The 22077-nt window shown below is 64.4% G+C and carries 18 protein-coding genes; 12 read left to right on the top strand and 6 right to left on the bottom strand.

The genetic code is table 11. From position 1 onward, the window contains the following. Positions 1 to 358: 358 nt before the first annotated feature. On the top strand, positions 359 to 1708 hold the full coding sequence (locus RMO51_RS18900; protein WP_310397338.1) for a DUF58 domain-containing protein: 1350 nt from the start codon (positions 359 to 361) through the stop codon (positions 1706 to 1708). Between the two features lie 3 nt (positions 1709 to 1711). Here RMO51_RS18900 and RMO51_RS18895 read toward each other — a convergent pair whose 3' ends face one another. Further along, positions 1712 to 3508, bottom strand: a complete 1797-nt coding sequence (locus RMO51_RS18895) for a hypothetical protein (RefSeq protein ID WP_310397336.1) — start codon at positions 3506 to 3508, stop codon at positions 1712 to 1714. A gap of 81 nt (positions 3509 to 3589) precedes the next feature. Here RMO51_RS18895 and RMO51_RS18890 point away from each other — a divergent pair, with 81 nt between their 5' ends. From RMO51_RS18890 to RMO51_RS18840, 11 genes are all read left to right on the top strand, one after another. Then, positions 3590 to 5623, top strand: coding sequence for a family 20 glycosylhydrolase (locus RMO51_RS18890; protein ID WP_310397334.1), 2034 nt, complete (start codon positions 3590 to 3592; stop codon positions 5621 to 5623). A 157-nt stretch (positions 5624 to 5780) separates the two neighbouring features. After that, a complete protein-coding gene (locus tag RMO51_RS18885; RefSeq protein ID WP_310397332.1) occupies positions 5781 to 7421 on the top strand; it encodes a DUF6056 family protein in 1641 nt (546 codons plus the stop codon). Next, positions 7385 to 7897, top strand: coding sequence for an exonuclease domain-containing protein (locus tag RMO51_RS18880; protein WP_310397340.1), 513 nt, complete (start codon positions 7385 to 7387; stop codon positions 7895 to 7897). Before RMO51_RS18885 ends, RMO51_RS18880 begins: the two co-directional genes overlap by 37 nt. Positions 7898 to 8092: 195 nt before the next feature. Beyond that, positions 8093 to 8773, top strand: coding sequence for a response regulator transcription factor (locus tag RMO51_RS18875; RefSeq protein ID WP_310397329.1), 681 nt, complete (start codon positions 8093 to 8095; stop codon positions 8771 to 8773). Positions 8774 to 8982: 209 nt separating this feature from the next. Next, positions 8983 to 10239, top strand: a complete 1257-nt coding sequence (locus RMO51_RS18870; RefSeq protein WP_310397327.1) for an ATP-binding protein — start codon at positions 8983 to 8985, stop codon at positions 10237 to 10239. A 129-nt stretch (positions 10240 to 10368) separates the two neighbouring features. Then, complete coding sequence (gene cmoA, locus RMO51_RS18865; protein WP_310397324.1) at positions 10369 to 11115, top strand: carboxy-S-adenosyl-L-methionine synthase CmoA; 747 nt, start codon at positions 10369 to 10371, stop codon at positions 11113 to 11115. Between the two features lie 7 nt (positions 11116 to 11122). Further along, the gene (locus RMO51_RS18860) at positions 11123 to 11848 is read left to right on the top strand and encodes an isoprenylcysteine carboxylmethyltransferase family protein (protein WP_310397322.1); all 726 of its coding nucleotides are present in this window, start codon (positions 11123 to 11125) and stop codon (positions 11846 to 11848) included. 165 nt (positions 11849 to 12013) lie between these two features. After that, on the top strand, positions 12014 to 12853 hold the full coding sequence (locus RMO51_RS18855) for a Dam family site-specific DNA-(adenine-N6)-methyltransferase (protein ID WP_310397320.1): 840 nt from the start codon (positions 12014 to 12016) through the stop codon (positions 12851 to 12853). 1 nt (position 12854) lies between these two features. Next, a complete protein-coding gene (locus RMO51_RS18850) occupies positions 12855 to 13445 on the top strand; it encodes an MvaI/BcnI family restriction endonuclease (RefSeq protein ID WP_310397318.1) in 591 nt (196 codons plus the stop codon). Between the two features lie 441 nt (positions 13446 to 13886). Continuing rightward, entirely contained in the window at positions 13887 to 14072 is a 186-nt protein-coding gene (locus tag RMO51_RS18845) for a hypothetical protein (RefSeq protein ID WP_310397316.1), read from the top strand. A gap of 9 nt (positions 14073 to 14081) precedes the next feature. After that, complete coding sequence (locus RMO51_RS18840) at positions 14082 to 14942, top strand: hypothetical protein (RefSeq protein WP_310397314.1); 861 nt, start codon at positions 14082 to 14084, stop codon at positions 14940 to 14942. On the opposite strand, the gene RMO51_RS18835 is transcribed toward RMO51_RS18840, so the two are convergent. The 5 genes from RMO51_RS18835 to tssD all read right to left on the bottom strand — a co-directional run bounded on the left by RMO51_RS18835 (position 14943) and on the right by tssD (position 21494). After that, on the bottom strand, positions 14943 to 18836 hold the full coding sequence (locus RMO51_RS18835) for a hypothetical protein (RefSeq protein ID WP_310397312.1): 3894 nt from the start codon (positions 18834 to 18836) through the stop codon (positions 14943 to 14945). Positions 18837 to 19112: 276 nt separating this feature from the next. Further along, positions 19113 to 19493: a hypothetical protein gene (locus RMO51_RS18830; RefSeq protein WP_310397310.1), complete on the bottom strand. Its 381-nt coding sequence runs from the start codon at positions 19491 to 19493 to the stop codon at positions 19113 to 19115. A gap of 8 nt (positions 19494 to 19501) precedes the next feature. After that, entirely contained in the window at positions 19502 to 19909 is a 408-nt protein-coding gene (locus tag RMO51_RS18825) for a hypothetical protein (protein WP_310397308.1), read from the bottom strand. A 366-nt stretch (positions 19910 to 20275) separates the two neighbouring features. After that, positions 20276 to 20581: a hypothetical protein gene (locus RMO51_RS18820; protein WP_310397306.1), complete on the bottom strand. Its 306-nt coding sequence runs from the start codon at positions 20579 to 20581 to the stop codon at positions 20276 to 20278. A gap of 13 nt (positions 20582 to 20594) precedes the next feature. After that, a complete protein-coding gene (gene tssD / locus RMO51_RS18815; RefSeq protein WP_310397303.1) occupies positions 20595 to 21494 on the bottom strand; it encodes a type VI secretion system tube protein TssD in 900 nt (299 codons plus the stop codon). Positions 21495 to 22077: the final 583 nt, after the last annotated feature.

Here is a 22077-nt window from a genome sequence, read left to right as displayed (position 1 = left end):
CCTTTGCCTGGCTGGCCTGCTTTCGGCGCTTGGCCGTTGACTACGAATTTACCCCCGCCAGCCATCAAGCGTGGCTGCTCATTGCCAACTCGACTATGTGCCTCAACCGATTATGCCCGGCGTAAATCCCAAACACCCTCTTAGATATTCAATTCGCTAATAACATCAAGCTTAAGCTTGACGGCTCAGCCGATGAATACGGTGAACCCTGGCAATTTAACCTGTCTCCTTACGATTACGATATCTCCATCATAGCCGCTGGCAGCGGCTACTTAGTATTTGATACTCGTGTTAAGCCAACCTGAAATCGCCATTATCAGGTAGTCGATAGTCCATAACTAGCCATGCGCCGCATGACATGAGTTTTTTCCTAACCAAACGCTTTTTCTACCTCTTCACCGCGCTAATCGCAGGCTTCGTCGTGGCCTTCTTTCTGCCGTGGCTGCTGGGGCCGATGTACGTGGTGCTGGGCCTGCTGGCGGCGCTGGCGCTGCTCGATGCGCTGCTGCTCTACGCGCCGGCGCGGAATAAGGCCGCACCCGTGTTCGGCCGGCGCGTGCTGGGCGAGAAGCTGGCCAACGGCTCGGACAACGACGTGCAGATTTACCTTGAGAACCGCTACCGGTTTCCCATTCAAACCGAGACGATTGACGAGATTCCGCACCAGTTTCAGCGGCGCGACGTGCTGTTCGGGGCCCGCGTGAAGCCGGGGGAAACGCAGATTATCAACTACCAGTTACGGCCCACCAAGCGGGGCGAGTACGAGTTTGGAGCGCTGAATATCTACGTGGCCTCGCCGCTGGGGCTGGTACGCCGCCGGTTCCGCGCCGACCAGCACCGGGTGGTGCCGGTGTACCCGTCATTCCTGCAGATGCGGCAGTACGAGCTGCTGGCCATCCACAACCGGCTGACGGAAGTGGGCGTGAAGCGCATCCGGCGGGTGGGCCAGAGCCTGGAGTTCGAGCAAATCCGGCCCTACGTGGCCGGCGACGACCCGCGCAGCATCAACTGGCAGGCCACGGCCCGCCGCGCGGGCACCGGCGCGGCCGATGCCCTGGTCGTCAACCACTTTCAGGACGAGCGAGCCCAGCAGGTGTACTGCCTCATCGACAAGGGCCGGGTGATGCGCATGCCGTTTGACGGACTGAGCTTGCTGGATTACGCTATCAACGCCACGCTGGTGGTGAGCAACATTGCCCTGCTCAAGCACGACAAAGCCGGCCTGCTCACCTTCTCGAACCGCCCCGGCGCCGTCCTGGCGGCCGACCGCCGGCCCGGCCACTTGCTCAAGCTGCTCGAAATATTGTACCGCCAGAAGACCAAATACCTGGAAACGGACTTTGAATTGCTCTACGCCACGGTGCGCGCCCGCATCAAGCAGCGCAGCCTGCTCATGCTCTTCACCAACTTCGAAACCCTGAATGCCATGCAGCGGCAATTACCTTACCTGCGTCGCCTGGCCAAAGACCACCTGCTGCTGGTCATCTTCTTCGAAAACACCGAGCTGCGCGAATACCTCGACGCGCCGGCCAACACGACCGAGGACGTGTACAACCAGACCATCGCCGAGAAATTTGCCCAGGAAAAACGGCAAATTGTGCTGGAATTGCAGCGCTACGGGATTTACTCCCTGCTCACGGCGCCCAAAGATTTGACTATTAATACCATTAATAAGTACCTGGAGTTTAAAGCTCGGGGATTGCTATAAGAATTAGTCATCGAAGACCGCCAGGCGGGCGTTGTCGAACCGAACGGTGGCGGGGCCGTGATGCAGAAAAACCACCGTGATGTGGTCGTAGTCATCGGCCGGGGCTTTGAAGTAGAACCGCAGCTGCCGCGGCCAGTCAGGCGCAAGGGCCCGCTGGAAATGCACCGTGCGCTCCCGCACCACCCGGGCACCCTGGCAAAACCGCACCACAAACTGCGTCATTTTCCCCTCCCCGTCCTCGCCTTGGCTGGCGCTGGCCAGGGCGCTGCCCTGCACCCATTTGAACTGGCCGCGCCGCGCCGGAATGACGTACTCCAAACTGCGGGGGTGGGCGGCATCGAGCAGCAGCGAGGCCCGGCCCAGCAGGGCCGCGGGGCCACGGGCCGAGCTGTCGACGGCCTCAAAATCCTGCTGCCAGAGCAGGCGGTAGTTGCGCGGCGTGCCCGTGAAGTTGTAGTTGGTGTCGAGCATCAGCCGCTCCTCGCTCGGCACCTCGTAGCGCCCGAGGATGCGCCACCAGTAGGCCCGGTTCATTTGGCCCACCACCAGCAGGCCGCCGTGGTGGGCCTGGTAGGTCAGCCACAGGTTGTAGTAGCAGCCCAGCACCGCCAGGCCGGCGTAGACCGCCAGCCGGGGGCGCCGGGCCAGCAGCCAGCGGTGCGCCGCGGCCAGGGGCCAGGCCAGCACGGCGTAGCTCTGCACCATGGCCCGGCTGCCGAGTGAGCCGCCGTACAGCCATTCGTCCCAGGCAAAGGTGACGTACGCGAACAGCGCCAAGAACACGAGTTGGGGCCAGAAAGCCGCCGGCTGCTGCCGCCGCAGCCCCCAAAAGCCCGCCAGGGCCACCACCAGGAGCGGCGAGTACACCAACCACCCGGTTTTAAAGCCAAGAATACCGTCCCACAGGTGCGGCCGCAGCCAGTTGAAGCCCTGCTCCTGGTAGCTGTAAACCACCCAGTCTCCGCTCGCGTAGTGCCAGTACAGGGGCTGAATGCTCAGCACGGCGGCGCCCGCCAGCACGGCCGTCAGCAACTGGGCCCAGTGCTGCCGCCAAAACGCCAGCCGCGCGCGCAGCACCGGCCCCGCCGGGCGCAGGCCCCACAGCAAGGGAATGAGACCGGCCAGAATTTCGGTGGGGCGCGTGAGCGTCATCAAGCCCACGGTGGCCCCGATGGCCAGGGCGCGGCCCATGGTGGGGCGGTCGTAAAACGCGGGAGTGAGCAGCAGCAGGCCGGCGTACCAAGTGAAGAGCCAGTTATGCGTCATGGCGCCGGCCACGGCGCTGTAACTAAAGTAATTGGTGCCCAGCACAACAACCAGCAGCGTAAGCGCAGTGGGCCATTCGCCAAAACGCGGCAGCAGCGCCCGGCGCACCAACCACTGGCCCAGGATGGCCACCAGCACACTGGCCAGCAAGATAGCCGCTTGGTAAGGGGGCGAAAATCCGTCGGCAGGATAGCCCAGCGGGGCGGCCAGCGCGTGGGCAGCCAGGAAGAAGGGCAGGTACTGCACGGCCATCCCCGCCGAGTATTTCATGACGTAATGCCCGCTGCCGGGGTGCAGAAAAGCCTGCTGAAAATCGGGCGTGGGCCCGTACTCGCGCAGCAGCTGCTCGTGAAAGCGTAACTCTTTCAGGTCGTAGTGAATGAAGATGGCCGGCAGGTAGAGGTAGTAGCCCGACACGTCCCAGCTGATGACGGCGCCGGGGCCTTTGGCATTCCAGCGCGGCAGCAGGCCAAACGCCACGGTTACCGTCAGCAGGCTGCAAAACAGCCAGGTTAACCAGGAAGGAGACTTCATACGATGGGAAACAGACCAAAATTCTTGCAAGTTGGGCAAACTTAGCGGTCCGGGAACCCGTGGCCGCCGTACTTTGCCCGGATGATGAGTTTTCGGATTTTGTTTGGCGCGGCACTGAGCTTGTTGGTTGGCACCACTCTGGCCCAGCCGGCCCAAAACCTGCTGCCCCGGCCCGCCGAGATGCGCTGGGGCCAGGGCCGCCTGGGCCTGAAAGCGCCGCTGAAGCTGCAACTGCCCGCCACGGCCGACGCCACGGTGAAGAACGCCGCCGCGCGCACCCTGGCCCGGCTCCACGGCCCGGCCAAGGCCGCCGGCCCGGCCACCCTGCAAATTCGCTACGGCCGGGTGGGCCGGCCCGAGCAGTTCGACGAGGAGCGCTACAGCCTGCGCGTGACGCCGGTGGGCGTGAGCATCGACGCCCCCACCAGCCTGGGCGTGCTGCGGGCCCTGGCCACGCTGGAGCAGCTGCCCGTCGTTGAGAAAAAGCAGCGCTACCTGCCCGAGGTCGACATTCAGGACCAACCGCGGTTCGCCTGGCGTGGGCTGCTGATTGACGCGGCCCGGCACTTCCTGCCGGTGGCCGTCATCAAGCGCAACCTCGACGGCATGGCCGCCGTGAAGCTGAACGTGCTGCACTGGCACCTGAGCGATGACCAGGGGTTCCGGGTGGAAAGCAAGGTGCTGCCGCGGCTGCACCAGGTGGGCGGCGCCGACGGCTACTACACCCAGGCCGAGGTGCGCGAGGTGCTGGCCTACGCGGCGGCTCGGGGCATTCGGGTGGTGCCGGAGTTCGACGTGCCGGGCCACGCCACCAGTTGGATTGCGGCCTACCCGCGGCTGGCTTCCAACGACTCGGCCTACGCCATGGCCACTAGGTGGGGCGTGCTGAACATTGCCCTGGACCCCACGCGCGAAACGACTTATTCGCTGCTCGACTCGGCGTTCACCGAAATGACGGCGCTGTTCCCGGACCCGTATTTCCACATCGGCGGCGACGAGAACGACGGGCGGCAGTGGCGGCGCAACCCGCGCATTGCGGCTTACATGCGCGAGCACGGCATGCTGAAAGCCGACGGCAAGACCGTGGACAAGCACCAGCTGCAAACCTACTTCAACCGCCGCGTGCTGGCCATGATGCAACGGCTGGGCAAAACGATGGTGGGCTGGGACGAAATCCTGGGTCCCGACTTGCCCAAGGAAGCCGTCATCCAGAGCTGGCGCGGCAAGAAGGGCCTCCTCGATGCCGCCCGACTGGGCCACCCGGTGCTGCTGTCCAGCGGCTACTACCTCGACCTGAACTACCCCGCCGCCAGCCACTACGCCGCCGACCCGCTGCCCGCCGACACGCCCCTCACCGCCGAAGAGCAGCAGCGGGTGCTGGGCGGCGAGGCGGCCATGTGGTCGGAATTTGCCGATTCCACGATGGTGGAAGCGCGCATCTGGCCGCGCGCCGCCGCCGTAGCCGAGCGGCTGTGGTCGCCCCAAGCGGCCAGCCAGGACGTGGCCAGCCTGTACCGCCGGCTGGCCGTGGTTTCCGGCGGGCTGGAAACGCTGGGCCTGCGCCACCGGCGGGCGTCCGCCGGGCTTTTGAACCAGTTGGCGGGCTCCGGCAATGCCGCGCCCCTGCGCACGCTGGCCGAGGTGGTGGAGCCGGTGAAAGAATACAAGCGCCACTTCCAAGGCTTTGAATACACCACCCAGACGCCCCTGAACCGGCTGGTGGACGCCGCCCCGGCCGAGTCGGAAGTGGCCCGGCGCTTCGGCGCGCTCGTGGACAGCGTGGTGGCGGCCGGGGCCCTGGCGCCGGCCCGCCCGGGGGCCTCGCCGCGGCAGCTGGCCGCATTGCGCGCGCAGGCCCTGCGCTGGCAGGCCAACGACGCGCTGCTGCAACCGCTGCTGCTCAGCCCCGGCTTGCGCGAATACGGCCCGCTTTCCGCCCAGCTCGCGGCCGTGGCCGCCGTGCTGCTGGAACGCCTCACCCAACTGCAAACCGGCCAGGCACCTTCACCCGCCTGGCTGGCCGCCGCCCGTGCCGCCCTCGATGCGGCCCAGGCGCCAGTCGGCCAGGCCGAGCTGGCCGTAGTGCGTGCCGCACGCCGGCTGGCCGGGCTTTAAGTAGTCCACTCACAGTAAATGAGTTGTCAGTTGTCAGTTGTTCGTTGTCAGTTGTTCGTTGTTAGTCGTTAGTCAAAAATTCGTGAAGACTCCAGCAACTGACAACGAACAACTGACAGCTGACAACTGACTCCCCCCTCCACTTTGCTGCCTCGTTTTGGCGAAATCATTCCCGCTGCGCATCGTTGCTTTTCGGCTGAGCCTGCTGCTGGCGCTGGCGCCGTTTCTGCTGCTGACGGTTTTTACCCAGCCGTTTTTCGACGACTTCCGCAACGCTTACTGGACGCGGCAGTACGGCATGTGGGGCGTGCAGGGCTGGCATTTCCAGACCTGGACCGGACGCTTCACCTCCACGTTTTTCATGACCGTGCTCAATCCCGTGACCTACGGCTGGCTGGACGGGGTGAAGGCGGTGGCGGCCGCGCTGTTTGTGGCGCAGTGGGCCAGCATTGCCCATTTTTTGCGGGCGCTGTGCCACACGGCGCTGCGCGTGCCCTGCTCCTGGGGCCAGGCGTTTTGGGCGGCGGGGCTGCTGCTGGCGCTGTTTTGCAACGCGGCGCCCGCGCCGTTTTCCTTCCTGTACTGGTTTTGCGGGGCCGTGGCGTACGCGCTGCCGCTCATGGGGTTGCTCAACTTCGCGGCGCTGGCCCTGCGGGCGGGCTGGGGCCCCGAGGGCGGGCAATGGCGCGGCGCGGCGCTGGCCTGCGGGCCCTTGGTGCTGGCCATGGTCGGCAATGAGCTCACGCTGGTGCAGGCCGTGCCGGTGCTGGCCGGGCTCGGGTACGCGCTGCCCCGCGCGGCCCGGCCGAAGTGGTGGCTGTGGGTGGTGGTGGGCGGCCTGGCCACCGCGCTGGCCGCCGCCGCGCCCGGCAACTGGGCCCGCGCCCTGGCCATGGCACCCCCTTCCGACCCCTGGCACGCCTACCGCTGGCTGGTGCTGGGGCCCCGCGCGGCCTATTCCTTCGTGCTTTTCCTGGCCAAGCCCGTGGTAGCCCTGAGCCTGCTGGCCGCCGCCGCCGCCGGCCTGGGGCTGGGCTACCGGCAGCGGCTCACGGGCGGGGCCGTGCGGCTCAGCCGCCGGGACCGGCGGGTGCTGCTGCTGGGCTTTGGGGCATTGAACGGCGTCGGGTTTCTGCTTTTTCGCTACCTGATAGTGGGGGCGCCGCTGCTGCGGGCCCAGAACGAAATTTTGGTGGTGCTGCTCATTTCGACGGCCGGGCTGGCCTGGGTGGCGGCGCAGCACCTGCCGGCGCCGTCAGCCGGCGGCGAGCGGTTGCTTCGGCTCAACGCCCTGCCGTTTGTGCTCTTGCTGGGCCTGTTTGGGGTGGGCCACGTGCCCGAGGCCTGGCGCGAGCTGGTAACCAGCGCCGCGCCGTTTGATGCGCAGATGCACGCGCGGTTCGCGGCCTTGCGCGCGGCGCACCGGGCCGGCCAGCCGGTGGTGCAGCTTCCGCCCCTGCGCCTCCCCTACGGCCGGGTGCTCATTCCGCTGCGCCAATTCAGCCCCGACATCGAGTTTGACCTTGACCTGACGGCTGGCTGCGAAGGCAACATCAACGGCGTGATGGAAAACTACTTCGCAGTGCCCGACGTGTGCTCCGACCCGGCGGCCCCGGCCCTACGGCCCGGCGGCGCACCAGTGCCGGCAGGGCTCCTTATCTTGCCACCATGCAAGCAACCGTTGCCTGCGCCCTGGCCGGGCTCAACTTCACGGCCATTGACTTCGAAACCGCCACCGAGCGCCGCAGCAGCGCCTGCGCCGTGGGCGTGGTGCGGGTGCACGGCGGCCATCTGGTAGAGGCCTACCAGACGCTGCTGCGGCCCCGCGAGCTGCGCGTGGACTGGCGCAACTACCAGGTGCACGGCATCGCGGAAGCCGACCTGCACGACGCCCCCACCCTGGCCGACGTGTGGGCCGACCTGCTTCCCTACCTGCACGAGCAGCCGGTGGTGGCCCATAACTCGGCCTTCGACGTGAGCGTGCTCGAACACAGCCTGCGCGACTTCGGCCTGCCCGTGCCCGCCTTCCACTGCCTGTGCTCGGTGAAGCTGGCCCGCGCCGCCTGGCCCGGCCTGGAACGCTACCGCCTGAACCACTTAGCGGCGCACTTCAACCTGACGCTCAACCACCACGACGCGCTGTCTGACGCCCGCGCCTGCGCCGAAATTACGGTGCGGGCCCTGCGCTCGGGCGCCGCGCTGCCCCTGTGCTTCAAGCAGCGGGAGCTGACGGCCGGGCTGGCGCGGCGGGCGGCCAGATTGGCTGCCGTTTAGCTGCCGGAAGGCGCGGCCACCGCCCCACTCATCAAGACAGTTTTTAAGTTTGGGGGTCCCCGGGTGGCGAAGACATTTTAGGAGAAGCCCCGGCACCGAGGCGGGGCGGCCAGGCGCAGAAAGTCTTCAGATTCTTCGGCTTTCTTTGGCGCTGTTCCGGCCATGTCCTTCCCCAATAGCTGCTGAATATCCGCTGTGAAAATCCTCATCGTCGAAGACGAACCGGCCCTGCTAAATTCCCTGGCCAGCTACCTGCGCCAGGACGGCTACGTGGTGGAAACGGCGGCCGACTACGCCCGGGCCCACGAGAAAATCAAGCTCTACCAGTACGACTGCGTGCTGCTCGACCTGACCCTGCCCGACGGCAACGGCCTCGACCTGCTGCGGGCCCTCAAGGCCGACAACTCCGCCGCCGGCGTGCTCATCGTCTCGGCCCGCGACGCGCTGGACGACAAAGTGCGGGGCCTGGAGCTGGGCGCCGACGACTACCTGGCCAAGCCCTTTCACCTGTCCGAGCTCAGCGCCCGCCTCAAGGCCATCATCCGGCGGCGAAATTTTCAGGGCAGCGCGCAGCTGGTGTTTCAGGAGCTGACCGTGATTCCAGACCAGGCCCAGGTGCTGGTGAAGGGCGAGCCGGTGGCCCTGACCCGCAAGGAATACGACCTGCTGCTCTACCTGCTGGCCCACCCCGGCCGGGTGCTTACCAAGGAATCCATCGCCGAGCACGTGTGGGGCGACGCCGCCGACGCCGCCGACTCGTTCGACTTCATCTACACCCACCTGAAAAACCTGCGCAAAAAGCTCCAGGAAAAAGGCGCCGGCGACTACATCCGCACCGTGTACGGCATGGGCTACAAGCTGAGCAGTGAGCAGTGAGCAATGAGCAGTGAACAGTGAACAGTGAACAGTGAACAGTGAGCAAAAGGAACGTCATGTCGAGCTTGTCGAGACATCTCGCTCGCCTCGTTGAACGATTGAGTTACTACCCCGCGCGAGATGCTTCGGCTGCGCGGACGCCAGATGAGCATGACGTTCCTTTTGCCCATTCCTCATTCCTCATTCCTCATTAAGCAAAGCGTCCGTCCATGAAGCTGCTTGCCGCCACCAACCGCTACTACCTCGTGCTGGCCGCGCTGCTCTTCAGCCTGGGCAGCGGGCTGCTGTATTTTGGGGTGCTCTGGGCGCTGCAGGCCGAAGTGGAAGAGCGCCTGTTTCAGCAGCGTGACTACCTGGTGCGGGCCGCGCGGCGCACCGGCCGGCTGCCCACAACGCCGTTTGAAGGGCGCGTGAGCAGCAGCCCCGCGCCGCAGCCGCCGGGCCTGCGCGACGTGCTGCTGCCGGAACCCCTGGAAAACAACGAGCTGGAGCCCTACCGGCAGCTCACGTTTCGGCTGGTGCTCAATGGGCGCCCGCAGTGGGTGTCGCTGAGCAAGTCGCTGCTCGAAACCGAGCACGTGCGCGAGCTCGTGCTGTGGCTGCTGGTGGGCGTGCTCGGCGCCCTGCTCGGGGGCGTGGTGCTGCTGAACCGCTGGCTGACCCGCCGGCTGTGGGCCCCCTTCGAGCACACGCTGCAGCAGCTGCGGGGCTACGACGTGCGCCGGCACCAGGTGCTGGCGCTGCCCGGCACCGCCATCGAGGAATTCACCCAGCTCAACCATGCGCTCACCGGCCTGACCCAGCGGGTGGTGGCTGACTACCGCACGCTCAAGGAATTCACCGAAAACGCGGCCCACGAAACGCGCACCCCGCTGGCCATCATGCAGGCCCAACTGGAGCAGCTGCTCCAGCTGCCGGACCTGCCCGCGCCGGCCGCCCCGCTGGTGGGCGAGCTGTACGCGGCCACCCAGCGCCTGGCCCGCCTGCACCAGGGCCTCACGCTGCTGAGCAAAATCGACAACGAGCAGTTTGCCGAGGCCGTGCCCGTGCGCCTGGACGAGCTGCTGCGCGAGAAGCTGCGGCAACTGGAAGACTTCATTCAGGCCAAGGACCTCACGCTGGAGCTGGCCCTGGACCCGGTGCCCGCGCGCCGCCTGCACCCGGCCCTGGCCGACTCGCTGGTGAGCAACCTGCTGCACAACGCCATCCGGCACAACCACGCCGGCGGCCGGCTGCGGGTGGCGCTGAGCGCGGCGGCGCTGGAAGTCAGCAACACCGGCCCGGCGCTGGCCCCGGACCAGGACCCGGCGCAGTTTTTCGAGCGTTTTCGCAAGCGTAATCCAGCCTCCGGCTCGCCGGGTCTGGGGCTCTCCATTGTGCAGCGCATCGGCGAGTTTTACGGCTTCGGGGTGCGCTACGAGTACGCGGCGGGGCCGGGCCTGCACACGCTACGGGTGCTTTTTTAACGGCGCGTTTAACGGCGCGGCGGCTCCGAATTCTGGCAGAATCGCCGGTGAGCCTTGCCATGACTTTTCCCGGAGTAGCTTTGAAGAAGGCGGCCACGCCCTTCCACACTATTTACCAAACCAAGCAGCATGGACAAAAAATTGGAGCAAGCGACTGATAAAGTTTTTAAAGAAGAAATCCGGCAAGCGTCCGATTTTAAATTCAGTGCCAAAGTGGCCGGGGTTTTCGACGACATGGTGAACCGCTCGGTGCCTTTTTACGGGGAGATTCAGCGCATGATTGCCGAGCTGGCCGCCGACCACGCGCAGGCCGGCACCGCCGTCTACGACCTGGGCTGCTCGACCGGCACGACGATGATAGGCATGGACACCCTGGTGGCGCCCGACGTGCGGTTTGTCGGCGTCGACGACGCGGCCGAAATGCTCGAAAAGTGCGCCGCCAAGCTCCAAGAGGCGGGGTTGACCCGGCCCTACGAGCTGCGGGTGGCCGACTTGCACCAGGGCGTCGAGGTCGGCAACGCCTCGGTGGTCGTCCTGTGCCTGACGCTCCAGTTCATTCGGCCCGTTTACCGGGAGCGGCTGCTGAAGGCTATTTTTCAGCAGTTGGTGACTGGCGGGGCGTTGATTCTGGTGGAAAAAATCCTGGCCGAAGACAGCGGTTTCAACCGCGATTTTATCAAGTATTACTACGACTACAAGCGCCGGCGCGACTACAGCGACATGGAGATTTCGCAGAAGCGCGAAGCCCTGGAAAACGTGCTCGTCCCCTACAAGCTCAGCGAAAATAAACACCTGCTGCGCGAAGCCGGGTTCGCGTCCACCGAGGTGTTTTTTCAGTGGTATAACTTTGCGGGGTTGATTGCCCTGAAAAAATAAAGAGTAAATGATTTCCATCGGAAACTTCTTTTTCAAGTACCGGAACTTCGTGTTCATTTTTCTGTACCTGGCGCTGGCGCTGCCCTCGCCGCCCATTTTTACCCGGGCGGTGTTTGGCAGCCATTACTACCTGTGGCCCATCAGCATCGGCTTGCTGATAACCGTGACCGGCCAACTGATACGGGGCGCCTCCATTGGGCTGGTGTACATCGTCCGGGGCGGCCGAGACGGGAAAGTGTACGCCGAGAATCTGGTGACGGCGGGCATGTTCAACCACTGCCGGAACCCCCTCTACGTGGGCAATATTCTGATGCTGGCGGGCGTGGGCGTGCTGTCCAACTCCGTGCTGTACACCGCGGTTTTTATCCCCTTGTTTTTGTTCATCTACCAGGCCATTGTGCTGGCCGAGGAGCAGTTTTTGCGCGCGAAGTTCGGACCGGAGTTTGAGGCGTACTGCCAGCGCGTGAACCGGTGGCTGCCGAAAATCCAGGGGTTGCGGGCAACCTTTGAGCACCACCGGTTCAACGCCCGGCGCTGGATTCTGAAGGAGTACAACACGCAGTTCGTGTGGCTGGCGGGCATCAGTCTCGTCCTGCTGCTCACCTACCCGCAACTGACGGGGCACGACCCGGAACTGCGCAACAAGATTTTGGGCGGCGCCCTGCTCCTGCTGAGCATCGTTTACGGCGGCCTCAAGTACGCAAAGAAATCAGGCCGGATGACGGCAGAATAGGCGGTTGCTCCCCGGCGCGGGGCCCAGCCGCCGGGCCGGGCGGCGGCGGCTGTTTTGGGCCTTTGGGCGGAAGGAAGAGGCCGGGATTAAGGAATAAGCGAGCATCAGCGGCTACCTTTACCCGCGTCACTATCCACGAAGGCGGCACACAAGGATTGATTTTAGATGAGCTACACCGGCAATGTCACTGAGTCGCTATTTCCGGAGTATGGCCTCAAGATAGAAAGCTTCGAGGTGAGCCCGGCCCTGAAATGGGCGGGGGGAAAGCGGTGGTTATTGCCGCAGTTGAAACCGATTTGGCAGCCTTTTGCCGACCGCCGCTTGGTCGAGCCTTTTGTGGGCGGCATGGGCATTGCGCTGGGGTTGAACCCTGCCTCCGCCTTGCTTTCGGACATCAACGAACACCTGATAAATTTCTATCAGTGGCTGAAAGCTGGCCTCTTCATCGAGGCCGACATGCTGAACGAGGAAGCAGCTTTTTACGCGGCCCGGGCCCGCTTCAACGAGCTGGTTCGGGCGGGGCAGCTCAACTCCAAAGAAGCGGCTGGCTTGTTCTATTACTTAAACCGTACTTGCTTCAACGGCCTGTGCCGGTTCAATAGCAAGAACGAGTTCAACGTTCCCTTCGGGCGCTACAAGAAGATTAATTACACCCGGGACTTTACGCACTACACCAACACGCTCCGCCGCTGGGATATCCAAAGGCATTCTTTTGAAACCACGGCCCTGGGCGAGCAGGACTTCCTGTACATCGACCCGCCCTACGACACTCCGTTCACGCAGTATTCCAAGGAGGACTTTGCCTGGGCCGACCAAGAGAAACTAGCCCGTTGGCTCTGTCAGACCGACGCCCCGATGGTGGTTACCAACCAGGCAACCCCGCGCGTGCTGGAATTGTACGCCGACTTGGGCTTTACCATCAAAACGCTGCTGGCGCCGCGCCGCATTGCCAGCTCCGGCGACCGCACCCCGGCGCTGGAAATGCTCGCTACTAAGAACATCTGAGATGGAGCGGGCCGACGCGGTTAAATTGTTAAATCAGTTGCTGAATCAGGATTTGGTGGCCGTGGCGCAGCAGCACGGCGTGGCCATTTTTGTAAACGAGAAGAAAAACAAGGGCTGGGCCGGCCACACCCTGGAACGGTACCTGCAGCTGCCCCTCAACAGCTCCCGGGCGCCCAACTTTGGCAGTTGGGAGCTGAAATCCACTTCATTGGTGTACGGACGCGACGGCAATTTGCGCGTGAAGGAAACCGTGGCCATCACCATGCTCGACCCGATTGAAATCCTGCAGAAGGAATTCGAGGAGAGTCATTTATACAACAAGCTGCGCAAGACGCTACTGGTGGCTCGAATTCATGAAAGCCAGTTGGATACCCGCTCCATTTTGCACAGCATCGCCGAGTTTGACCTGAACGACCCGGCCCTGCACCGCGCCTTGAAAGCGGATACGACAGCATTCGCGAAGTGGTGCGCAGCGGTGAGTTCTTATCGGGCCGGTTGGGTCGCTTTATCCAGCCCCGAACCAAAGGCGCGGGCCACGGCAGCACGTCGCGCGCTTTCTACGCCCGAAAAGAACTGGTGGCGCATCTGCTGAACATCACACCCATCTCATTTGATGATGGGATTGTGCTGCTCTAAAAAGCATGGTCGACCGCGGGTGAATTTGATGGGTACGGCGTTCGTCACGGACGGCGTGCTGTCGCCGGGCTGTATCATCGTTATCATCATGCTCGGCGTGACGGCCCGCGCACCATGCCCGTGAGCCCGTATCGGTGGTGATTCTGGGCGGCGTCATCACCTCCACGGTGCTCAACCTGCTCGGGATGCCGGCGCTATACTGGGCCTTTGGGCGGAAGGAAGAGCGGCCGACGCGGCCGTTTCCAGCCAACCATGCTTCACAAGGGTTTCGTAAAGACCAACCGAGTGGCGCAATCCTGACATCGGAAGCATCTGCTTACATTTGCTTGGGCCGCAAAAGAAACCTCTTGTTTCAATCCGCGGTTAGTTAGGCAGTCCTTTTTTATCCCGACACCCCATGAAAGCGCCCATGTCTCCCGAAATCGCGGAGTTGCTGCAAGACCCACGCGCGGCCCGCGAATTGATGAGTGCCGTGCTGAAAGCGCGCACCACGCCCGGCCAACACTCTATCACCGTGCGCCAAGGCGATAAGATTACGCGCTACAAGTCGGTCACTGCCATTCATCGCGGCAAAGCAGCTTAGCAAGCGTTTGTGAATTTCCTCTTTACGACCGTCCTGGTGCTCCTGTTGGTGGCGCCAGGACTTTCTTTTTTCCGGTTTTACCACGCGGGCAGGTTTTCCATTCGCTACAGCAACCTGACCGTTACCGACCAGGTATTCCGCTCCATTGTGCCGGGGCTGTTGCTGCAAGCCGCCATGTTTTGGCTTATCAACCGCTGGCACCCCGGCGGCCACACGGTCCGCCTGGACCTGCTCGGCACCTTGCTCCTGGGGGCCAAAGAGGACAAAACCATTCAGTTAGGATTCAGCACCTTGCAAGCCAACCTGGGCGCCACTATTTTGTACGAAGTGGGGTTGCTGGCGCTGGGCGCACTGGCCGGCTGGGCGTCCAGGCACGTGGTAAGGCGCTACAAATGGGACCGCCGCTTCCGCTGGTTTCGCTACGACAACGAGTGGCACTACCTGCTGACCGGCGAAATTCTGGAAACGAGCGACATTCTGCCCATCATCCGCCTCCAGGAGGCCAAGCACATCGACTTCGTAGTAGTGGATGCCCTGGTCAAACTAGAGAACGGGGACATGCTGTATTCCGGCTTCCTGGCGGGCTACGAACTGGCCGCCGACGGGGGACTGCGCACCATTTACATTCACTCCGCGCAGCGCAAACAGCTGACGACTGCTGCCGAAGATGCTACTATGGAGAGCTACTATCCGGTAGACGGCGACCTGCTCACCCTGCCTTACGAGCAATTGCTTAACCTGAACATCAGCTACTTTATTGACGAGCAGGATGCTAAAACCGAAGGGGACGAGGCGCTGGCCATCGGCGGCACCTCCCCGCAAATCACGCTGACCGGCGCGGACGAATCGGGCGCGGGCGAAAAAGCCTAATCAAAACAGCACCGCCACCTGCATCCGCCCGGTGTGCACCGTGTTGAGCTGGCTGGCCTTGCGGCCGTCGTAGGCCAGGGTGATGTTGAGGCCGTTGCTCAGGCGCTGCTCCACGTTCAGGTTCCAGGTGAAGTTGCTGCCGGGGCGCAGGGCGTTGAGGATTTCAATGGCCACCACGGAGTTGGGGTCGGTGCCGGCGAACTGCACGCGGGTGTAGCGGGTGGCGGCCGTGAGGGTGCGCTTGTTGACCTGGCTGAGGCGGGTTTCCACGCCCAGCTCGTCGAAGGTGCCGGGGGTGCGCTCGGCGCCTTCCCCTTCCAGCGTGTTCCGCTTGCGGGTGTGCAGGTAGGTGCCGGTCAGGCGCAGGGCAGGCGTGGGCTGGTAGCTGATTTCGGGCTGCACGGTGTAAATCAGCAGGCGGTAGTTGCGGGTGAGCAGGTAGTTGCTGGTGGCCTCGCGGATGTCGCGCGCGCCGGTGAGCCGGCCCGTAAAGGAGGCCGCCAGGGTGCGGCGCACCAGCAGGCTCTGGGTGCTCAGGTTGCGCAGGTCGGCGCCCTGCACGAGCCGGGTTTTCTGCTGGGTTTGCTGCACGGTGAGCTCGGCCCCGAAGATGGGGTTGGAGCGGTTGAAGTAGAGCGTGTTGCGAAACAGCTGATTGAAGGCCAGCAGCTGCGCGTCTTCCTTGTCGAAGGCGAAGGGGCTCAGGCGCTTGAGCACCGCCGGGTCGGTGGTGCGGCGGTCCACGGTGATGCTGGTGAGCGTGGCGAAGCGGGCCGCCACGGCGCGCCAGCCGCCGGCTTCGCGCCAGCCGCGCGGCGCCGCCGCGGTGAGGCGGTAGGCCAGGCGGTTGGTGAAGGCCGTGACGTAGTCCGACGTGGGCAGGTACACCTTGATGTAGGTGCGGTACTGCGCGTCGGGGGTCTGGGCCTCGAAAAATTCGTCCTTGTCCTCACGGCCGTTGGGCAGCAGCGGCCCGGCGGGGCCGTCGGGGTCGGCGTCGCCGCCGTAGTAGTGGGTGCCCTGGCCGGCGGGCACGGCCAGAAACGAGTAGTCGCGCTTCAGCTCGCGGCCGGTGGCCACGCTGTAGCTCAGCTCGGAGCGGATTTGATTTTGCAGCAGGCTGGCGTTGTAGAACACCTGCCCGAGCACCGTGCGGTTGCGGGCCAGGCCCAGCGAGTCCAGGTCGCGGTAGGTGGCCAGCACCCGCAGGTCCTGGGTTTGGCCCAGGCGGGTGGCCAGCGTGCCCTGCCAGGTTTGGGCGGTGCCGCGCCGCTGCAGGGCGTTCTGCTCGGGGTTGGGCGTCTGGTCGCGCCGGTAGCTGTAGTCGAGCCGGAACTGGGTGCGGGCCGAGTCGCGGCTCTGCACGAACACATTGTGCTCGTCGAAGTAGTTGGCCGAGCGGATGGTGTCGGTGCTGGCCGAGCTGACCCGGTTTTTGTCGAAGCGGTAGGTGTAGCCGGGCACTAGCTTACTGCCCACAAAGCGGCCCGTGGCCTCGCCCCGCGCCCAGTCGGAATCGAAGCGGCCGGCTGCGGAGTTGAGCACGAACAGCGAGCCGCGCAGCTCCAGGTTGCCCACTTGCTGGGCCGCGTCGAGCCAGTGCTGCAGGCCGTTCACCTCGCCGGGCCGGAAGCGGCGGCTCAGGCGGTAGTTCACGCCGTTGTTGGCGTCCTTCACCGCGCCCACGCTGAAGTTGAAGATGTTGTCCTCGCGGGGCACCGGGCCGGCGGCGGTGGTCAGCGCGGGGCTGACCGAGCTCCAGTTGCGGTCGAACTCGATGTCGCGGTAGCGGTCGATGGGCGCGAAGCGCTGGCCGGTGTACTCGTAATCCAAGGTCGAGCGCAGGCGGTAGCCGCGCAGCAGGCCCGCGGCCAAAGCGGCGGGCAGGCGCCGGTCCTGCACCACGTAGCCCACCCGAAAGGCTCCGTCCTGGTCGCTCTGGGGCGAGAAGCGGTTGCGGTCCAGCCGCGAGCGGGCCACGTCCCCGAACACCGTGGTGCTGCTGTCGAGCTGAAAGCTGACGCCGGCCGTGGCCAGTTGCTTGCGCAGCGGCGTCGGCACGCGGCGGATGGGCTGGTAGCGGCCCAGGCCCGACGGCGCGAATTCGTACACCCGGCCGTTGGCGCTCACGTCGGTGGTGGTGAGCTGGTACTCGCCGTTGCCCTGGCCCACGTCGGTGAACGACACCGCGAACACCGCGCCCAGGGTGTCGGCCCCCACGGCGCGGCTGTACCGGCCCGTCGCCGGGTCGCGGCGGTACAGCACCTGGGTGCGGGTGTAGTCCACTGGCCGGGCCCCGTCCGTCTCCGCAAACGCCACGTTGCCGGCCCGCCGCAGCTGGCCCACCGCCGCGGTGTCGCTCAGGTCGAGGTTGGCGGCGTTGTCGGGGTTGTCGGCTTCCTGGTAGAAGTTGCCGCGCACGCTCAGCCGGCCCACCTGCTGGTAGTGGCTGGCGGCCACCAGCGAGCGGGCGTAGTTCAGGTCCGAGTACTCAAAGTCGATACGAATGCGCGAGTTGCGGGTGATGAGGTGGCGCGGCGTGAAGGTGACCTCGGCCAGGTTGTAGTCGATGGTGTAGTCGGCGTCGAAGCCCCGGATTTGCAGGCGGCCGTCGAGGTACACCCGCTCCGAGTTGGCCAGCACGATGATGAACTGCTCGCCGTTGGGGCCGCTGAGCCGGTAGGGGCCCTGCACGTTCTCAATGGGCGGCACCTCGGTGCTGGCGAATTTGCCCTTGGCCACCCCGCCCGCGATGGCGGTGGAGGAGCGCCACCGGCCGGCGGCGTCCCGGACGGTCACCTCGCGAGACCCCTCCGGGGCACGGCCCCCCAAAAGGGAGCCGGAGCCGGCTCCACTGGCGTCACTTGGTACCCCGGCGCCGGGCGTGCCGCCGGGCACCTGGCGGTTGGGGTCGGTGAGCTGGGGCTGGCTGATGGCCGGCGGGTTAAGCGTGGCCGGCGACGGGCCGGCGGGCGGAGCAGCTCCGCCGGACGGGCCGGCGGGCGCCGACCCGTTGGCCACCTGGCCGGGCTGCCCGTTCAGGAACACAGCGTTCGACACGCCGGGCGTGGCCCCCAGCCCGGCCAGCCCCGCGATGGGCGGCCCGAAATTGGCCTCGGCCGCCGCGCCCTGGATGTTTTTGTAGTAGCGCAGGAAGTAGTCGGGCTTGTTGCGCAGCACCACGTCGCCGGCCGTCAGGTTCCAGTTGGGGTTGACGAGGGTGAGAAAAATCCGGTCGAACTGCTGCAGCTGCTGGGTGTTGCCCTCGGGCTGGAAGGGCACGTTCTGGTCCGAAATGGCGGCCGTGAGCTGGATGTTCTCGGCCAGTTGGCCCTCCAGCTGCAGGTTCAGGGCCGAGTTCACGAACACGTTCTGGGTGTTGCCGAAGCTGATGCCCCGCGCCAGGTTGCCCGTTTTGCTGATGCCCGGCGTGCTCAGGATTTGCTCCTTCACCGAAAAATCCTCGTACCCCCGCATCGGCCGGCGGAAGCCCAGGCTGTCCATCAGCCCGATGGGCCGCCGAAACCGGGCCGCCGACAAGCGCAGCGGCAGCACCCGGTAGCAGACCAGCAGCGAGTCGGGCAGCGGGGCGCCGGCGCTGTCGCGCGGGGCGGGCCGCACCCAGCGGTAGCGGTCGGCGCGCCCGTCGTAGGCCACGCCCCGGCCCCCGGCCGTCACCGACGAGGGCACCGCGGTCAGCGTATCGGGCAGCGCAAAGTCCGTGGTGTCGCGCCCGGGCGCCAGGCGCACCCAGCGGCAGCGCCGGGTGCTGGGCGGCGGGGCCTCGCCCGGCTTGTCGGGCCGCTGCTGGGCCCGGGCTGCTGGTAGCAAGAAAAACAGCGCCGCAACAAGCAGGCCCGCGAGGGGAAAGCACAGGCGTAAGCGGCGAATCATGCGGTAAAGGTCGGGCGTAGTGCGCGCACAACGCCAAACGGCGGGGGTTTCGTGCCCCGGTTGGCGGTTGGCGCGGGGCTCCCGCCCCGTGCCCGCCACTGCGCAGCCCCCAGGCTGCCGGACAACAAGCCGCGCGGGGCCCGCCAGTAGCCGGCCCGGGACCGGAACCGCGCCAATTGCCCCTACCCCCGCTTCACCTCCCCCACCCTGGCCCCCGTGCGCCCGCGCCGCCGGGGCCGCGTAGGCCACCGGTATTCAGAGGTCTGATTGTGGGTGTTATTGAGGCAGAAATTCCTTCAGCGGCAGCTCTGTATCGGCCAAATAGACCCTCAAATCCTCAAGTTCCTGCTTTGGCCAATTTTCCAACAGTTGCTTGAGCACGTTTTTCTGCAAATCACTCCCATTTTCTAAGATGGCAATTACGCCAAGCCAGGATACCATGATGAAGCCGAAGAAAGGAGTTTGCCGGTTCGTGGGGTCTTGTGTGGCAGTCAGAACAGCCGTGAATACCTCGGAAGATTCTTGCAGCCGCCGGCCCAGGCCCGCAATGACCCGTCCGCGTAGGTAGTAGGATTCGTCATTGAGGTGCGCAAGCAACTGCGTGGTTGATAAGGCCGCGGTTTCCGCATCAGGGGGTAGTATTTCGAGGCGTTTCATGGCAATGGCTAGTTAAGGGGTCCGTAATTTTTGGTGATGAACTGCTTTTCGGCGCGGGCATTCCCAACCAGTTGTTTGCCCGCCGGAAACGCCCGGATTTCGCGGGCCAGGCTCACTTCTTTCATATAAGCGTTATACTCCATTCGCCACCTAATTTTGGCCGCAAACAGCCCTTGCATACCAGGAAACCCCAACGCCTTATCATCAAGAAAATGCTGCGTCTCATGCCGCAACGCCCCAATGGAAGCATTCGGGTCGATGATTAGACGCCCTGGCTTGCCTGCGGTGGGTTGTGGGCCGTATGCCATCACCCCGTCACGGAATACGACATCTACTCCTTCTTTTTTAAGTTCGGCAATGGTGTTTTGCCATTCCTGCGGGTGCGATAACACGCCTGGTCCAAGCACGTCGTGCAACGGGTCAGCATCGTTTTTAAGAAAAGGTCGTTCCGAGAGCGAATTATGGATTGCTGTCGCATCTGTAGCCGCAGCCACTGCCGCCACCACCGGCGCCCCGTACACCCGGGCCGCCGGGGCCGCGTAGGCCCGCCGGCCCGGATGGTGAACCCGTTCGGGTCCGACAAGACTAGGTGGCAGACGTAGGCCCCGTCCCGCGCGTCGCCCGCCGCGAACTCCCCCCGGTAGGCCACGCAGTAGGCCGCCGCCAGCACCAGCGTTTCGAGCGCCGCGCCCCCGGCCCCTTTTCGGAACACCAACTGGGCCGCTCGTAAGCCTTACTTCAAGGCTATTGCCGAGTGGGTAGCCGTTGCTTGCGGGGTGCAATCATCCGTGTTTTCGCTCCAGAAAAAAATAATTATGCCCGGTCATGATTCCTATCGCAACGCGAGTTTCGTCATTTATTTCTACGAACCGGCTTTCTTGCTCAAAAGGACCAGCGGGCGTCAGAAAATTGACGCTCCAGAGCACTACTTCCTTGCCTTCCTGACCCAGCACATCCTTGCTAGTACCCCGCCACGAAGGCTGAAGGCCAAATTCCGGGTCGTAAGACCATTGCTGTTCGCGTAAAGCTTGCTGAGCAATGGTAATTACCTCCTGCTCGCTTAAATTGGGCACGTGTCGTGTGTTCATGATACGCTAAGCGTTAGGTTAGAGGGGAAAGACCGTTTTTGGCACGCTCACTATTGATGTACCCCGTGGCGTGCTTGATTTCAGCCGGGGTCAGCCGGAGTTTTTCTTTCATCAGTTGTTCGTATACATGCGTCTCCTTGTCGAGCCGGGTTTGCTGGGCGTAAGCTTCTACGCCCAGCGTAGCACATTGCTGGGCGTGCTTAATTTCGTGTGCCGCTTCGTAATACGTGGCCTGCGATTGTAAAAACACCGTATTGGTACTGGCCTGAAAAGCCGCTCGCATTTGCAAATTGCGCATGGTAGTCAATAGGTCGTCGCCTTCCTTCAATACGACAATTTCAGCACCGCACTGCTCGCGCGTAGCCACGCGCAGTTGTTGAAGCTGTTGCCGGCCAAGGGGCGGGCTGTCCAAAAATGCCTTCCCGCTCTGCTTTTTTCCTTGCCACGGGTCTGTCGGTTGCGCCGCCATCCAATCAGCCGCCACCGCCGGCGCCCCGTGCTCCCGCGCCGCCGGGGCCACAAACGCCGCCGCCGGCCCGCCGGCCTCGATGGTCCAACCGTCCGGGTCGCTCAGCACCAAGTGGCAGACGTACGCCCCGTTCCCCACGGCGCCGGCTACGAACTCCTCCTGATAATCCACACAGTAGGCCCCGGCCAGCGCCAGCGTTTCCAGCGCCGCGCCCCCGGCCCCGTTCAGGAACACCAACTGGGCCGCCTGCCGCCGGTGCGGGTCGGTGGCCCAGGCCAGCAGCAGGTCCCCGTCGGGCACGGCCAGGGTGAGCTGCACCGGCTCGTGGCGCGCTTTGCTGCTCACCCGGCCCCGCTCGTGGGTGGCCTGGTGCACCCCGTAGGTGCAGTGCAGGACGGAAAACACGTGGCCGGCCACGCGCAGTTCGGCGGAGAAAGACGCCATAAGTAGTTAAAGGAAAAGGTATAAACAGGCGGGTAAAGATATATTCTCAAACGCCGCCCGCCACCTGGACCTGTTGTGACTACAGGTGGCCGTGCAGGTGCCAGAGCTGGCCATTGAGGAGGTAACTGCCCACCGCACCACGCCCACCGCGTAGCAGCTGGGCCCGCGCCCGCGTACACCAAGCCCCCGCTGAACGGTTTCAGCGGTTTTTTTGGGGTGCTTGCGGCGGAGAATGGCCGGAAGGCATCGCCTGTTGAGCGCACCTAACGCGGTTTTCAGGTTCGTGTACACCTTTCACCTCACCCCCAGCCCCTCTCCCGCGGAGAGGGGAGCCGCTCCCGACCTACGGTTGGCCCCCCTCTCCGCGGGAGAGGGGCTGGGGGTGAGGTGAAAGGGAAAGCAGAACGTATACACTGACCTGAAAACGGCTGTAGCTAAAATCAGCTGGCACTTACCCGGTTCAGCTTTCGAACGGCTCCCCAGAAACTTTAGAGCCTATCCGAAAAATACCCTGTCTGCAAAAAGGTGGTCCTGCTGAGCGCAGTCGACGCATCGCTACCGCTTCATATGAGCCATTCAATAA

Origin of the sequence: Hymenobacter sp., from assembly GCF_031398885.1 — a bacterium.
Taxonomy (GTDB): Bacteria; Bacteroidota; Bacteroidia; order Cytophagales; family Hymenobacteraceae; genus Hymenobacter.
Note: the sequence above shows the minus strand (reverse complement) of the source record. Positions and strands in the feature narration are given on the sequence as shown.

Bases quoted from the DNA above. Each gene is read 5' to 3' on its own strand.
- RMO51_RS18830 (WP_310397310.1), bottom strand. From the start codon at position 19,493: ATGAAACGCCTCGAAATACTACCCCCTGATGCGGAAACCGCGGCCTTA.
- RMO51_RS18820 (WP_310397306.1), bottom strand. From the start codon at position 20,581: ATGAACACACGACACGTGCCCAATTTAAGCGAGCAGGAGGTAATTACC.
- RMO51_RS18890 (WP_310397334.1), top strand. From the start codon at position 3,590: ATGATGAGTTTTCGGATTTTGTTTGGCGCGGCACTGAGCTTGTTGGTT.
- RMO51_RS18870 (WP_310397327.1), top strand. From the start codon at position 8,983: ATGAAGCTGCTTGCCGCCACCAACCGCTACTACCTCGTGCTGGCCGCG.
- RMO51_RS18860 (WP_310397322.1), top strand. From the start codon at position 11,123: ATGATTTCCATCGGAAACTTCTTTTTCAAGTACCGGAACTTCGTGTTC.
- RMO51_RS18835 (WP_310397312.1), bottom strand. From the start codon at position 18,836: ATGATTCGCCGCTTACGCCTGTGCTTTCCCCTCGCGGGCCTGCTTGTT.
- RMO51_RS18850 (WP_310397318.1), top strand. From the start codon at position 12,855: ATGGAGCGGGCCGACGCGGTTAAATTGTTAAATCAGTTGCTGAATCAG.
- RMO51_RS18845 (WP_310397316.1), top strand. From the start codon at position 13,887: ATGAAAGCGCCCATGTCTCCCGAAATCGCGGAGTTGCTGCAAGACCCA.
- cmoA (WP_310397324.1), top strand. From the start codon at position 10,369: ATGGACAAAAAATTGGAGCAAGCGACTGATAAAGTTTTTAAAGAAGAA.
- RMO51_RS18855 (WP_310397320.1), top strand. From the start codon at position 12,014: ATGAGCTACACCGGCAATGTCACTGAGTCGCTATTTCCGGAGTATGGC.
- tssD (WP_310397303.1), bottom strand. From the start codon at position 21,494: ATGGCGTCTTTCTCCGCCGAACTGCGCGTGGCCGGCCACGTGTTTTCC.
- RMO51_RS18900 (WP_310397338.1), top strand. From the start codon at position 359: ATGAGTTTTTTCCTAACCAAACGCTTTTTCTACCTCTTCACCGCGCTA.
- RMO51_RS18895 (WP_310397336.1), bottom strand. From the start codon at position 3,508: ATGAAGTCTCCTTCCTGGTTAACCTGGCTGTTTTGCAGCCTGCTGACG.